Raw genomic sequence first — 13,802 nt, forward strand, 5'->3', positions numbered from 1 at the left:
TTTTAGTCGCTATTTCCTAGATAGACATACTTTCACAGCAGTACAGCTCTTTTATATAAATAATGAAGAGGTTGATTCTGTTCTCACCGCTTATTCAGTTTCAGGTGGTATGAGAGGGCTAATATCTCTCTCCAAAAAGTTTAATAGACAATAGGCTAACCGGTTATTTTGACAGAATTTTTCTAATGGACGAGAGGAGACACCGGTTGCTTCAAAAATAATTTCAGGCGTTTCTGGCAGTACGGTGATTTCTTCAAGTAACTGGCGGAACTCTTCTTGATTATGACAGACTTTCCCTTCTGTTAGACATTGTTGATTATGGTAAAGTACTTTGTAACTTTTACCTTTAGATACGTCAAAAGCAAAAATAAAGGTCATGCGACTTCTCCTTTATTATTTGATTGAACATCTTTCACTCATTCATTCCGATTCGACTTTTCTTTACACGGACTCGAGGTCCATTAGAGTATGTTCGAGCTTCCCTTAACTCTCACTATACTTGAATAAGAGAAATAGTGGTTATCGATGTAGTTTCAAAGGCAAATCTTTCGAAAACAAGTAAAAAAACGAAAATTTATTTTCAAATTCTCGTTTTTTTACTTGTTTCTGTTAGTTTTCGGCTTTTCTCAAAACTGTGCGTAATTATTAATTATAGCAATTAGATTTCAATGCCAGTAACCCAGTATGAAGTAACGATTCCATTAGCAGTTGAACCAATAGCCAACCAAGTATAACCTTCACTAATTGACTGTCTTACAAAGGCATGGCCATTCTTTTGTACGAGTATTTTGTCATATTCGAACGTTTCCCCCAGATCCACGCGACGTAGTATTGGCAGACTAGTTGGATTGGTTACATTGTCACTTGAAGGTCCTCGTAAGTTGATCCCTCCTGAAATAGCGACAGTCACCTCGCCTTTTCTTTCAATCCATTCATTATCAGAAGATGCTTCTGCTACTAATGATCCTGAAACCCAGCCGTTACCATCCACTTCATACCAGTGTCTGATACCATTCACTAACTCCCCGTTGATCGTCACTCGTGCAGAATGGAAAACTTGACTTCTAGTTAATTGACGTAAGATTGCTGATCGTGTGTTTGGCTCTTGGCGTACATTTAAAACATCTGCTGCTACGACCATTTCTTTATTCCAATCATGCATGATATAGTCCGGTTCTGGAACGTTGCCATCCCCACCATTAAGGATATCTCTGACAGCATCCATATTTGTCCCTGGACAAATATTTGACGCATGTCCACTAAACTCATTATGACCTAAGACGTTTTCAACGGATAAACCAAATCGTTCCATTGCGGCTTTCGCACGCTGATTGAAAGCTTCTTCTTGAGCTTCCGTAAATGAACCATTTCCTACTAAACAGATATGATAGGTTGGTGTATTGTGCCCACCAACACCATTAGTTACATCTTCATCAAAGTAGCACCATTGTACAGTTCCGTCACGTAAGATAATCTCATGATAACCGCCAGTTCCCCAGCCTAGTTCTCCATTCCAATATTGTTGAAAGATAAAAACATCTCCTGTTTCAGTTGCTGAATGGTGACGTGCAATGTTTTTGACCACTGAAACGTCTCGTTTCGCATTAGTTGGTCCTAAAATCCGTGAATCTCCTCGTAAATCCTCAATTTTGATTGTCATAATAATCTTCCTTTCTCTGATTTTATTATTTTACAAAATCATTTTCTCATTAAATTTTGATATTTTATTTATTGTTGTATTGTTTTTGTTTGATTATAATATGAACAATGAAACAAACTTTATTATCGTTTAGGAATGGTCAAAGTATATTCTGGAAAAGAAACATCAACTGTTTGTCCACTGATCATATTTCCGTTTGGTTCATTCGTCCGTCTTAACATCGGAAATACTTTTTTTCCTGCATGTTTTTGAATGTCAAGTGTGCCGTCCAAACCAAACCGTAAACCAGTTGGTAAGCCGTAAGCAACATTCACATCGTCTCGTATAATGCCTGCTGACCGACAACGACCAATTTCTACAGAGGGATTATCGGCATCTATCCAAAAAACATAGCCTAGATCCAAAAAGGCTGCTCCATTTTGGGGTATTAACCATCCTGCTATCCGAAATATACCTAAAGATAGCTCATTAAATATTTCTAATTTTCCTCGATAGTTTCCGACTACCTTGGGTGGACTAGCTAAAATGATTTCATCATGTGTCAAGTCCTCAGCATCACCTAAGCGATCACGAATCATCCTCATGTTAATACCCGGACAGATAGTCGAAGAGTGTCCAATGAACTCATTGTGCCCCAAAACATCCTTCACTGATAGGTCAAAACGTTGCATCGCCGCTTTTGCTCGCGTGTCAAATGCTTTTTCCTGTTCTTTAGTGAACGAGCCATTTCCAACAAGACAAATATGGTAGGTTGGTATGTTATGTCCCCCCACACCATTTGTGATATCTTCATCAAAGTAACACCATTGTACCGTGCCATCTCTTAGGATAATCTCATGATAGCCACCAGTTCCCCACCCCAATGTGTTCTTCCAATAGTTTTGAAACGCCCATACATCTCCTGTGGTTGTTGCCGAATGATGACGCGCAATTTTAGTTATTTCTGATGCCTTTCTTTTGGCATTGGTCGGTCCTAAAATACGTCCATCTCCTCGTAGATCCTCCAGTCTTATCTTCCTCACCTCCTTTACTGGTAAAAGAAACTTGGACGATCAATTGCTTTTATTAGACTCCTGTAACTTCATTACATGATCTCCTAAATCAAATAATCCACCTGCGGCCAAACCAGCAATCGCTCCTGCCCATAAATAAAGAATGAGATCCTGTGGAACGAATGAGAAGGAATACAGCCCACTAAGCAAAATTCCAGTAACCACGTTGCTGATAGGCAAAAGTTTACTGCGTCCTATTTGTCCTTTCACCAGTTCTGTCACACCGACGACCAGTGGTGTGATAATACTTGAAATCGTTAAGATTTCGGTCAACCTACTTCACCTCCTTTCCAATTTGTTTGAAAATAGATTTGATTTGTTCTTCAATAATTGAGAGACGATTGCCATACTCGATTTGGCTTTTTTCTACTCGAACAATAGTATTCTCTAATTTCCCCAATGTATGATCGAGCTTTGTAAACATTGCATAGAATTTTGCTACGCCTACAATCAACGTTCCACCAAGTGTTATGACAGCCATCCATTCACCAATTGATACTTCCGTCATTCTCTACCTCCGTTATCTTTGAAGTTTTTGTTTCTGTGAGAGTATTTGTATCTTTCATCATTTGATTCTTCTTTCGTTTCATATAGTGACTTAAGTTGATTGCTCTATTTTCTTTATTCCACTATATGTGCCATGTTCATCTTGAAAATGTAGATACACCTATCTATCACCTGTTATTACATAGAAAAACAAATACTTATTATTTTCTGCCATTTCCTAAGCTTACATTCATACTAGCATCAAAGAAGAGATGGGAACCGCCAATCATCTGCCAAAAAAACGCCAAATTATTTATACGCAATCAGTTTTCCAGTCTTATATGCTTCAGCGAATTCAATCAATGCTTCTGCTTTTTTTCTCTGAATCGTTCTTTCGGAATAACCGATTTCAAGACTAATCTTATAATTCGAAAAACTTTCAGGAACAAAATAAGAATAATAAAGGATCATTCGATTCGTTAGACTCAAAACCATCAAAGCATTTAAGATTGCATTCCTTTCTGCTTCAATCGCTATCATTTGCATAGATGCCCTTTCTGAAGATTGATCAGAAAGAGTTGCTTTTAAGCTATTGATTCTATGAGGAGATTGAATGTCGACTGTGACACGTCCTACCAGCCGATCAAGTTTACGAAAATTTTTTAAAACTTCTCTCACATTACATCTTGTTTGTTTCATATCTATTCTTTTGGGGTACATCACAAAAAATCACTCCTTTAAAAATTCATCTTTTAGATCTACTGATATAAAGTATTTGGCTTCTACTAGTCAAACCACAAACTAAATTGCACAGAGTTTTCATTTTATTTCTTTTCCAACTCATATATAAATAGACGTTTCGTAAGGTATGAAGTATTTTTTTGTCATACTATACTTAAACTAATGATTGTTCGAATTAGCCAATCATTAAATCTTCATAACCAATATCATTGGATACACAATACTTTTCTATTTCTTTTCGTGTCTATTTAGGATGATTGACCTGTTTGACCGGATTTTTGAGATTACGTAATCCAGACTCCATTTTTACTCCTCTTTTCCAACGTGGTTTTCCCTTCAATTACCTAATTACTGCTTCTATTCCTTCAGAATCTGGTTGGATAAACCGAAGATTTGTATGTCCGAGTTTTTTCTTTTTTTCTAGACCGACAGTTCAATGGCATTCTTACTCACTCCTTAATAAAAATTAAATGTGTCTGCTTATATTAGTACCTATTACAAGGACGCTAAAATGTTGAAAGACCATCGTTTGGTTTAAATGATTTTATTCGTCACATCAAATAATAGGTCATATGCTGTTCATCAATTTTAAGTGGTTATCTTGATGTTTATCACATGAATCACTAAAGATTATTTTGGTTTAATCCACGCGAAATATAACTTAAAGTTGATTTGTTACCGAAAAATATATAGTCATCGGAAATACCATAAATTTCCGAAAATTTCTTTGCTAAAGAAATTGGCACATCAGTGGCATCATCCTCGTACTCAGCAAGCTGTTCCTTAGTAAGATTTAGACCATAACTATTTTGCAGAATGTCAATTACTTCAGTCTGATTCAAATCTGAATTTACTCTTGCTGCTTTCAAAGATATTTGCAACATATAAAACACCTCCTATTTATATATTTTAATATAACTTAAAGTTATAGTAAATAATTTTATATAACTATGTATAACTTAATGTTGATTTAGACCAGTTTCTGGTATATTATTGGAGTAAGAACTCGGAGGATTATTATGGATAAAAATATTATTGGACAGAAGATTAGTGAACTAAGGCATAAACAACAAATGACGCAAGAAGAATTGGCAATAAAAGTCGGTGTTAGCAAGCAAACTATTTCTAATTGGGAAACTGGATTAAAAACACCTCGTATGGGTGCTATTCAAAAAATTGCTGAGTTATTTCATGTGACAAAAGGTTATATTATTGAAGGTGAGGAAGAAAATTCTCGTCGTCTACTCTCTATCTTTGAAAAACTTAATAGCGAAAGACAACAGTCAGTCATCTCTTTTGCAGGAAAGAAATTAGAAGAACAACAGTTAGAAACAAAGCTTGATAATGAAGAACTTCTCAAAGAAATTGATGAATTCGTAGAAGAATATGGATTCGAGGCCTTTGAAAATTTACATAAAGTAATTACCAGTAAAAGGCAAAAAGAACAAAATAAAAATATCAGCTAAATCCCTCTCCCCCTTTTTAAACGAACGGTTACAATTTTAGAATAATAATAATATAATTGTTATATAACCGTATATATAGGGGGTGTTTTTTTTCTGATTGCCTAAAAAAAATAAATTTTCAAAAGAAATAGTTGATTTTGAAAAAAGACTTCATCATAAAAAGGCAGGAGTAGAAAAAGAAAAAGCATTGGTTAAAGGGATAATTGGTGGCTATACGCCTAATGAAATAAAAGAAATCCGGAAATTAATGAAAAAACTAAAAAAAGCAGACCATTATTTGTTTTTATGAACTTTGGCATTTTTTCTGGTAAAAGATTTAGAACAAGTGTTTCATTCAAACTAAATGATTAAATTTTAACTGACAGTTCTTCCATTCATCAGTAAAAAATTTTTAATTGAATACCCTAATAGTTCGCAAACAGTGTTTGAATGATAAAAATAGAGTTTAATTATGACAGTAGCAATAAAGAATAAGAAATAAGGAGTAACAGGATGAATTTATTAGATCATCTAGGGATTGAAACGTGTATTGTTTCACCTAAAGAAGTCCAATTGACTTTAGCAATTGACGAAAAGCATCACCAACCTTATGGCTATTTGCATGGAGGAATCAATGCTGTATTGATCGAAACGGCTTGTAGCATTGGGGCTAACGAATATTTACAAGCCCCCCACTTTGCTGTAGGTATCGATCTGCAAGTCCAACATTTGAATAAAGCCTCTACAGGTAACTTGAGAGTGGTTGCACAACCTGAAAAAATCGGGAAAAATATTCATTTTTGGCAGGCAACGATTTATTTAGATAATGATTTAAAAATCGCTACAGGGCAATGCACCTTGATGGTCAATTAGCTTTTGTAAATAGTTTCTATAAATAACGAGTCAGCATAAATCAAAAAATACACGCTTTGTTCCATTTCATAATTGTTTTTATTGATTGGTGTCCAATATTTCGACCCATTTTAGCTTTGAACGATTCATTATAAATTTAGGTTTCTCTAACTTTCTTTTTCAACTTTGTTAACTTTTATACAAAATTAATGTATAATGAGAATAGTTGGAAATAAATGTATAGTAGGAAGTGGATAAATGAAACACGGTAGAAATATAATTTGGACATACATTAAAATAGTATTTGCTTTAACTATTTTAGCTATCAGTATCAACATGTTTTTAGGTCCGCATCACATTGCAGCTGGTGGCGTAAGTGGACTTGGTATTTTACTTGAGTCAGCTTTAGGTTTGAACCGAGCAACAGTTATACTAGTTTTGAATATCATCATGTTGATTTTGGCCTTGATTTTTTTAGGCAAGAAACCTTTCTTTAAAGTATTATTTGGTAGTTTAGTCTTCCCAGCGATCATTGAGATCGTCCCAGAGTATATGATCACGCCTGATCGTCTCTTATCAGTCATATTCGGTAGTGCGATCTTTGCTTTGGGTGTAGCTATCTTATACAAAAATAATTCATCTAGTGGCGGTACCACGATTCCTCCCCTTATCTTCAAAAAATACTTCAATTTAAGTACTTCCATTGGACTTTTGATGACCGATGCTGTCGTTGTTTCCTTAACCTTATTTGTTTTTGGATTTGATGAATTTCTCTATGCGATTCTGTCGATCGTAATTACATCCATCGTGATGAATTACATTGAAACAGGAACAAATCGTCAAAAATCGATCATGGTTCTAAGCGAGAATCATCTTTTAGAAATCCATACACGTTTAAGTCAGGAGATTGGACGTGGGTTCACGATCCTAGAAGCTAGAGGCGGTTATAGTAATCTATCAAAAGAAGTGTTGTTGATGGTTGTAACTGACCAAGAATTTTCTAAAGTCAAACCGATAATTGAAGAAATCGATCCGAATGCTTTTGTCATCGTCAATAGTGTAGCAGAAGTCATGGGTAGTGGATTTACGTACCATCCGATCGAATGATGTCACAATTAAAATGAACGGACCTATTCCTATAAAAAAGTCTACTCTTAGTTTTTATTCATAAACCAGGAGTAGACTTTTTTTCAAAGCAAGTTAGTTGCTCTACCTAATTAAATTGTGTACAATTTAATTGTATCAAATATAAAAAGAGGAGTGATTTTTAATGAAAAAAATGTATTCAACAAAAATGATCAATACTGGCGGACGTTCTGGGGAAGTACACAGTCCAGATCACTCATTCGAGCTTAACATTGCAGCTCCAGGTAAACGTGTAGAAGATGCAACAAATCCGGAACAATTGTTTGCCGCTGGCTTTAGTGCATGTTTCAATAGCGCATTAGACTTGATCAAAACACAAAAAAATATTGACGGTGCATCAACAATCAGCGCTCAAGTGTCTCTATATGCAGAAAGTGAAATGAGTTTTGTGTTAGGCGTTGAGATCGAAGGTTCAGTTGAAGGTTTATCAATCGAAGAAACACAAGAATTACTAGAAGCTGCACATAAAGTTTGTCCTTATTCAAAAGCAACAGCTGGCAATATCGAAGTTACTTTGACAGCCGTAGAGAACTAGATTTTTTTAGAAAAAACAAGTATGCTATAAAGTAGCACATTAGGAGGTGGTCTATTTGGAGGAGTTATTACTAAAAAATCAATTATGCTTTCCTTTATATGCCACCTCTAAAGAAATTACTCGTTACTATACGCCCTTGTTGAGGCCACTGGATCTTACTTATACGCAGTATCTTGTTTTACTTGTTTTATGGGAGAGAAAACAAATCACCATGAAGGAATTAGGAAAGATCTTGTGTTTGGATTCAGGAACTTTGACTCCTGTAATAAAGAAATTAACTAGTAAGCAGTATATCACTCGTAAAAGAGATGATTCAGATGAACGAGTATCTATCCTATCTCTAACTGAACAAGGACTTTTGTTGCAAGAACAAGCAAAAGACATTCCAGAAAAGATCCTTGATTTTTTACCTTTAGATGAAGAAGAATTATCTATGCTACTTTACTTGACTAAAAAAATGCTTAAAAATTTTAATAAAGAACAACACGCTCGGTAATCACATTACCGAGTTTTTTTCGCTTGATTGACCAGTTTATAAGAAAAGAGAATCATTTTATTAGTAATTTTTCCTTTATCCTCTTAATATAGAATTAAACAAAGGAGGTTATTATAATGTGTACATCTATTACTTACACAACAAACGATCATTATTTTGGACGGAATTTGGATTTAGAGATTTCTTATAATGAACAGGTGACGATCACTCCAAGAAATTTTCCTTTTGTTTATCGGAAAGCACCAAAACAAGAGTCTCACTATGCGATCATCGGTATGGCAGCAGTTGTAGATAACTACCCCCTCTATTATGATGCAACAAATGAAAAAGGTTTGAGTATGGCTGGTTTAAATTTCCCTGGAAATGCCCATTTTTTTGACGAAGATGCCGAAAAGACCAATATCACACCATTTGAATTTATTCCTTGGATATTGAGTCAATGTAAAAACGTGGAAGAAGCTCGTACGTTATTAGCGGATATCAATTTAGTCAACATCAATTTCAGTGAAGAACTACCGTTATCTCCTCTTCATTGGATATTAGCAGATCAAAAAACATCGATTGTTATTGAATCAGTTGCCGAAGGATTAAAAATTTATGATAATCCAATCGGTGTACTAACAAATAATCCAACCTTTGACTATCAATTATTTAATTTGAACAACTATCGGTCAGTCTCACCGACTACCCTTAAAAACCATTTCTCCGATGAACTTGATTTATCCGTCTATTCTCGCGGTATGGGCGGATTAGGTTTACCTGGAGATTTATCATCTGCTTCTCGTTTTGTCAAAGTTGCATTTACAAAATTAAATTCTGTCAAAGCAACGACTGAACAGGAAAGCGTTAGTCAATTCTTCCATATCCTAAAATCGGTCGAACAACAAAAAGGACTATGTGACGTTGGGAATGGTAAATTTGAGTATACGATCTATTCTTCTTGTTGCAATGTGGATAAAGGAATCTATTACTACACGACTTACACAAATAGCCAAATTAATGCAGTCAATATGACGAAAGAAGATTTAGATAGTACAGAATTACTTACCTATCCATTGATTGAAGAAGAACAAGTTCACTATGTTAACTGATTATTAATCATTTTCTACGCAAAAATGCCTTGAAACATTCCGTTTCAAGGCGTTTTTACCTATTACAATCATTAGTTGATTTTTCTAAAAGTAACCATACTCATTCCTGTGATCAGCAGACCAAACATCCATGTAAAGAAGCGATTGTGCTCTCCTGTTTTAGGTAATTGCTTCGTTGCTTCCTCTGTGGCTGTTGCAGAGTTCTTATCATTAGCTGCTTGATTTGAAGAGTGAACTATTTTTGTCATTGGCAGAATTTCTTTCGCAATTTCAGACGATTGTTTATTTACCAGTACATCTGTCGTATCAATATGTGGAATTGATTGTTTTCGAATTTGAGACAATGGTTTTACTTGCTCAGGTATTGTGATCGTTGGATTGCTGCCTTCAGGGTGGATTTGTGGTTTAATCACTTCTTCACCACCATGTCCACCATTTCCATTTTCCTCGTTATCCCCTTCATAGTTTCCATTGTTCCCCTCTGGTTTATCCGGTTTTGCATCTGGATTCTCATCTGGATTATCCGGTGTCTCATCTGGATTTTCATCGGGATTATCCAGTGTCTCATCTGGGTTCTCGTCCGGATTATCTGGTGTCACATCGGGATTCTCATCTGGATTATCCGGTGTCTCGTCTGGATTTTCATCTGGATTATCCGGTGTCTCATCTGGGTTCTCGTCCGGATTATCTGGTGTCACATCGGGATTTTCATCTGGATTATCCGGTGTCACATCGGGATTTTCATCCGGATTATCCGGTGTCACATCGGGATTTTCATCCGGATTATCCGGTGTCTCGTCTGGATTTTCATCTGGATTATCTGGTGTCACATCGGGATTTTCATCGGGATTATCTGGTGTCACATCGGGATTTTTATCCGGATTATCCGGTGTCTCGTCTGGATTTTCATCTGGATTATCCGGTTTAGGATTAGGATCTGGATTAGGATCTGGATTAGGATCTGGCTCAGTCAAGCCCCCTGTTCCTCCAGCTTTTTGTTCAACTGTTTGACGTTGACTATATTGTGTCAAATGATGACTGTCCTCAGGTTGACCATCTGCTACTTTTACGGTAAATAAAGCAGGTCTATTGATTGGTTGTGTCAGTGTAATATTAAACGTAAAAGTTGCTAGTTTGTTGTGGAATACAAGTGAAGCTGGATCGTGTTCGATCTTCAACGCTGGATCAACGTTTTCAAATTGGACAACAGACTGTAAAATCGGTTGAATATCCCCTGAATAAGTCACCAGTGCCTTCACCGTGATCGTCTCTCCTAGTTTAAGTCTCATAATACCAGAGTTTGCTGAAACATGTTCTTCTAAAAATTTGATTTGATTCACATTTGCCCAGACGGAATGAGAAGCTAGTTGAGCGACATCATTGCTAGGTTGTTCATCTGTCTGTGCAGCTTCGACTGGTACAGAAACACTACTCAGTAAAACTGAAGCAAAGAGAAGACTTAAATATTTCATGAGAATTCCTCCTATTTAATATCATTATCATGTTAAACATAAGATAATATAGATTGAGACGGAAGATTTACTGTTTTTTTGTTGAAAATAAAGAAATTTTCAGTAAAAATTTCAACCGGAGGAATTTCAATGCAAACACAAGAAGCAATCAAAAAGTTTTTATTAAAGAAGAAAAATGTAACAAAGCTTGAGATTTTTCTTTTTTTAACAGAGCATCAGTTCTTTATCACCACGCACTATCTAGCCGACCATTTTAAGATGTCTGATTCAAATTTTCTTTTATATCTTCATGAAATCGAACAGGACTTCCATGCTTTGGGCATAAATAATCTGGAAGTAGTGAAAAACAAAAAGTTTGTCAAAATTTCTTTGAACGATGCTGACCTTGCGAAGTGTTATTACGAATTATTTGGTAAATATTGTTTTGAATCAACTAATTTTCAAATCATCGCTGCCTTACTTCGACAAAAAGTCAACTCAATGGTCACGATCAGCCAAATGACAAATTACAGCCCTTCATATCTCTATTCTAAAATGAAAGCAATCAACCAATTTTTAGCTCTATATGGAATCTCCTGCAAGTTTTCAAGTAAAGGAAAAAAAATAATCACTGGTAGTGAAGTTCAAATCCAATATTGTTTTCTAGATGTTTATTGGACGATTTTTGCTAATACGTCCCTTCCCTATCACAAGGAAGAGCCAAAAAAAATCGATTACACTCTTCATGTCTTCTTCAAGAAAGAGTTATTGGATGAGATGAATGGTGGCGTCTTGGATAAGTTGTATCTTCTTTTAAAACTTTGCCAGGATAATTTTCCCATGACTTCTTTAGAAAATGTTCAAAAAGAATTAAGTCAGTTTAAGTATATTGATCTTCTAATTGAACCTGATGTGGATATTTTAAATCCTGATTTACCGATTTGTCGGGAACAACGAATCATACTCAATTTATTAGCACGCCTAACGATTTCTCAATTGGATAGTGAAGAACAAAGTTTGACGCACTATCAAAGACTGTTAGCGATCGATTTTCCTTATTTGATTTATTCCAAGAACTTAGTCGAAACATTCAGTCAGCATTTCGCTTTAGAGCTACCTGAAAAACAAAAAAAGTTATATGCACTGTCCTTTACGATCAATAAACTTCACAATACCTTTTTGGATAGCGAACAGCCGAATACACCTTTACCAACTTTTTTGCTTTATAAGGATCAGAAAAACTATGAACACTTAAGAACCGTGGTCGCTGAATTTTATGAGAACTTCCGGCAAGAAAATTGGCATTACTTACCAGATTTTCTAGAAAAAGAAAATATTTCATGGGTAGTCGAAGAATTACTACATTTCTACGACCGATTCAAAAAGCAACCGCCGATCATTATCGGTGTGAATCACACGAAAGACTTTTATATCAGCAAAGATTTAATTGTTAATATTGAACAAATCTTTTCAAAAGAAGCGATCGTCATCCAACGTTACTATATGGAGCGTTGCGATATCGTCATTAGTGATTGTCCACTAAACCAGCTACCCGAGCGTATCAAAAAGATTTATTTGTTAAACGGCATCGTTCGTCCAGATGATTGGAAAAAGATGATTGCTCAGTTAGCTACCTATATTTTTGAGATTAAACAAGAACGTGACTACGCTGATTTTGATTGATCATCACAGAAACAATTAGCTCAGTATCCTGTAGCGTTCTTACTATCTATCCCCCTGTTCACTAAACTTTCATGAGACTTGACACTATAGCTATTCTTTTCGAACAGTTCATTATATAATAATGGAAAAAGGAGCTTCTTTATGACTGAACATCGAATTTTTACTATGCCCTTTTCTTCTGTCTATCCTCTTTATCTAAAAAAAGCAGAACGAAAAAATCGTACAAAAGAGGAAGTTGACCAAATCGTTTATTGGTTGACCGGCTATAAACAAGCTGAATTAGAGGAACAGATCAAACTGGAAAAGGACTTCAAAACTTTCTTTGCTGAGGCACCGAGATTGAATCCTGACCGTAAATTGATCACTGGCGTCATTTGTGGTGTTAGAGTAGAAAATATTGAAGAGCCATTGATGCAAGAAATTCGTTATTTGGATAAGTTGATCGATGAGTTAGCTAAAGGAAAGAAAATAGAAAAAATTCTAAGAAAATAATGGAATCACTAGTTTTTAGTTGGTTTAAACAACAATAACCGTTAAAATAAAAAAAAGGAGGTTATAATAATGTATGAACTTATTCGAAGTAATTTTCAAAGATATGCTATTTTACGAGCAGCTATTTATATCATTGCTGGTATCGCCATAGTCATCAATCCAACTGCCGTATTTAATTTTGTCGGCTATCTTATCACTGCTTATTTTGTTTTATTAGGTCTGATCAATTTATTTGAAGCCTATAAAAACAAGCAAAAAACGGGTGCTTGGGGATTTGGACTTTTCAGCGCAATTGCTTTTCTGATTTTCGGACTGATCGTGTTCTTATTTGCATCAGCAATCGTTTCGATCTTACCAATTCTTTTAGGCTTGATGATTTTAGCAAATGGCGCATTTCAATTGTTCATCAGTTTGAATACGAAATCAAAAGGATGGTCATTATACAGCGTAATTTTACTGATTGGCGGATTGATTTTATTATTTAATCCATTCCAAAGCTTGATGGTACTTTTCCAAATCTTTGGTGGTATCTTGATATTTATGGGGATTTCTGAAATCATCAACTACTTTAAAGTAAGAAATATGTATGTCAATTGATTAGTTATTTAAATTCGAGGTTGGGCTTAATGCCTAGCCTTTTTTGTCCTGCGCTTTCATATATCCATACAATGG

18 protein-coding genes are annotated in these 13,802 nt (G+C 35.3%); 10 read left to right on the forward strand and 8 right to left on the reverse strand.

The features are described 5' to 3' along the window. Positions 1-90: 90 nt before the first annotated feature. The 7 genes from IGJ49_RS07265 to IGJ49_RS07295 form a co-directional block, all read right to left on the reverse strand. The gene (locus IGJ49_RS07265; RefSeq protein ID WP_023519698.1) at positions 91-378 is read right to left on the reverse strand and encodes a transposase; all 288 of its coding nucleotides are present in this window, start codon (positions 376-378) and stop codon (positions 91-93) included. 280 nt (positions 379-658) lie between these two features. After that, complete coding sequence (locus IGJ49_RS07270) at positions 659-1,660, reverse strand: N-acetylmuramoyl-L-alanine amidase (protein ID WP_010735415.1); 1,002 nt, start codon at positions 1,658-1,660, stop codon at positions 659-661. 122 nt (positions 1,661-1,782) lie between these two features. Continuing rightward, on the reverse strand, positions 1,783-2,682 hold the full coding sequence (locus IGJ49_RS07275) for a peptidoglycan recognition protein family protein (RefSeq protein WP_224434735.1): 900 nt from the start codon (positions 2,680-2,682) through the stop codon (positions 1,783-1,785). A 30-nt stretch (positions 2,683-2,712) separates the two neighbouring features. Then, entirely contained in the window at positions 2,713-2,985 is a 273-nt protein-coding gene (locus IGJ49_RS07280; RefSeq protein WP_010735413.1) for a holin, read from the reverse strand. A gap of 1 nt (position 2,986) precedes the next feature. Beyond that, on the reverse strand, positions 2,987-3,220 hold the full coding sequence (locus tag IGJ49_RS07285) for a hypothetical protein (protein WP_023519700.1): 234 nt from the start codon (positions 3,218-3,220) through the stop codon (positions 2,987-2,989). A gap of 287 nt (positions 3,221-3,507) precedes the next feature. After that, positions 3,508-3,921 carry an ArpU family phage packaging/lysis transcriptional regulator gene (locus IGJ49_RS07290; protein ID WP_023519701.1) on the reverse strand — a complete coding sequence of 138 codons (414 nt, stop codon included), beginning with the start codon at positions 3,919-3,921 and terminating at the stop codon, positions 3,508-3,510. 641 nt (positions 3,922-4,562) lie between these two features. Beyond that, positions 4,563-4,823: a helix-turn-helix domain-containing protein gene (locus IGJ49_RS07295; RefSeq protein ID WP_066025029.1), complete on the reverse strand. Its 261-nt coding sequence runs from the start codon at positions 4,821-4,823 to the stop codon at positions 4,563-4,565. A gap of 135 nt (positions 4,824-4,958) precedes the next feature. Here IGJ49_RS07295 and IGJ49_RS07300 point away from each other — a divergent pair, with 135 nt between their 5' ends. The 7 genes from IGJ49_RS07300 (at position 4,959) to bsh (ending at position 9,504) form a co-directional block, all read left to right on the forward strand. Beyond that, positions 4,959-5,405, forward strand: coding sequence for a helix-turn-helix domain-containing protein (locus IGJ49_RS07300; RefSeq protein WP_023519703.1), 447 nt, complete (start codon positions 4,959-4,961; stop codon positions 5,403-5,405). A gap of 97 nt (positions 5,406-5,502) precedes the next feature. Next, entirely contained in the window at positions 5,503-5,694 is a 192-nt protein-coding gene (locus IGJ49_RS07305; RefSeq protein ID WP_023519704.1) for a hypothetical protein, read from the forward strand. Positions 5,695-5,897: 203 nt separating this feature from the next. After that, on the forward strand, positions 5,898-6,257 hold the full coding sequence (locus IGJ49_RS07310; protein WP_010735408.1) for a PaaI family thioesterase: 360 nt from the start codon (positions 5,898-5,900) through the stop codon (positions 6,255-6,257). Between the two features lie 237 nt (positions 6,258-6,494). Continuing rightward, a complete protein-coding gene (locus IGJ49_RS07315) occupies positions 6,495-7,343 on the forward strand; it encodes a YitT family protein (RefSeq protein WP_023519705.1) in 849 nt (282 codons plus the stop codon). A gap of 163 nt (positions 7,344-7,506) precedes the next feature. Next, positions 7,507-7,917 carry an organic hydroperoxide resistance protein gene (locus tag IGJ49_RS07320; RefSeq protein WP_010735406.1) on the forward strand — a complete coding sequence of 137 codons (411 nt, stop codon included), beginning with the start codon at positions 7,507-7,509 and terminating at the stop codon, positions 7,915-7,917. A gap of 55 nt (positions 7,918-7,972) precedes the next feature. Then, positions 7,973-8,413, forward strand: coding sequence for a MarR family winged helix-turn-helix transcriptional regulator (locus IGJ49_RS07325; protein WP_010735405.1), 441 nt, complete (start codon positions 7,973-7,975; stop codon positions 8,411-8,413). A 116-nt stretch (positions 8,414-8,529) separates the two neighbouring features. Continuing rightward, complete coding sequence (gene bsh, locus IGJ49_RS07330; protein ID WP_438722951.1) at positions 8,530-9,504, forward strand: choloylglycine hydrolase; 975 nt, start codon at positions 8,530-8,532, stop codon at positions 9,502-9,504. A 71-nt stretch (positions 9,505-9,575) separates the two neighbouring features. Here bsh and IGJ49_RS07335 read toward each other — a convergent pair whose 3' ends face one another. After that, the gene (locus IGJ49_RS07335; RefSeq protein WP_438722953.1) at positions 9,576-10,976 is read right to left on the reverse strand and encodes an LPXTG cell wall anchor domain-containing protein; all 1,401 of its coding nucleotides are present in this window, start codon (positions 10,974-10,976) and stop codon (positions 9,576-9,578) included. Between the two features lie 129 nt (positions 10,977-11,105). Here IGJ49_RS07335 and IGJ49_RS07340 point away from each other — a divergent pair, with 129 nt between their 5' ends. From IGJ49_RS07340 to IGJ49_RS07350, 3 genes are all read left to right on the forward strand, one after another. Beyond that, on the forward strand, positions 11,106-12,638 hold the full coding sequence (locus tag IGJ49_RS07340) for a helix-turn-helix domain-containing protein (RefSeq protein ID WP_438722955.1): 1,533 nt from the start codon (positions 11,106-11,108) through the stop codon (positions 12,636-12,638). Positions 12,639-12,779: 141 nt separating this feature from the next. Beyond that, on the forward strand, positions 12,780-13,130 hold the full coding sequence (locus IGJ49_RS07345) for a DUF2200 domain-containing protein (protein ID WP_010735401.1): 351 nt from the start codon (positions 12,780-12,782) through the stop codon (positions 13,128-13,130). Positions 13,131-13,199: 69 nt separating this feature from the next. Continuing rightward, positions 13,200-13,727, forward strand: coding sequence for a DUF308 domain-containing protein (locus tag IGJ49_RS07350; protein ID WP_023519710.1), 528 nt, complete (start codon positions 13,200-13,202; stop codon positions 13,725-13,727). The last annotated feature ends 75 nt before the right edge of the window (positions 13,728-13,802 follow it).

The sequence above is a fragment of the Enterococcus sp. AZ171 genome (genome assembly GCF_051714005.1).
In the GTDB taxonomy this organism is placed as follows: Bacteria; Bacillota; Bacilli; order Lactobacillales; family Enterococcaceae; genus Enterococcus_B; species Enterococcus_B pernyi.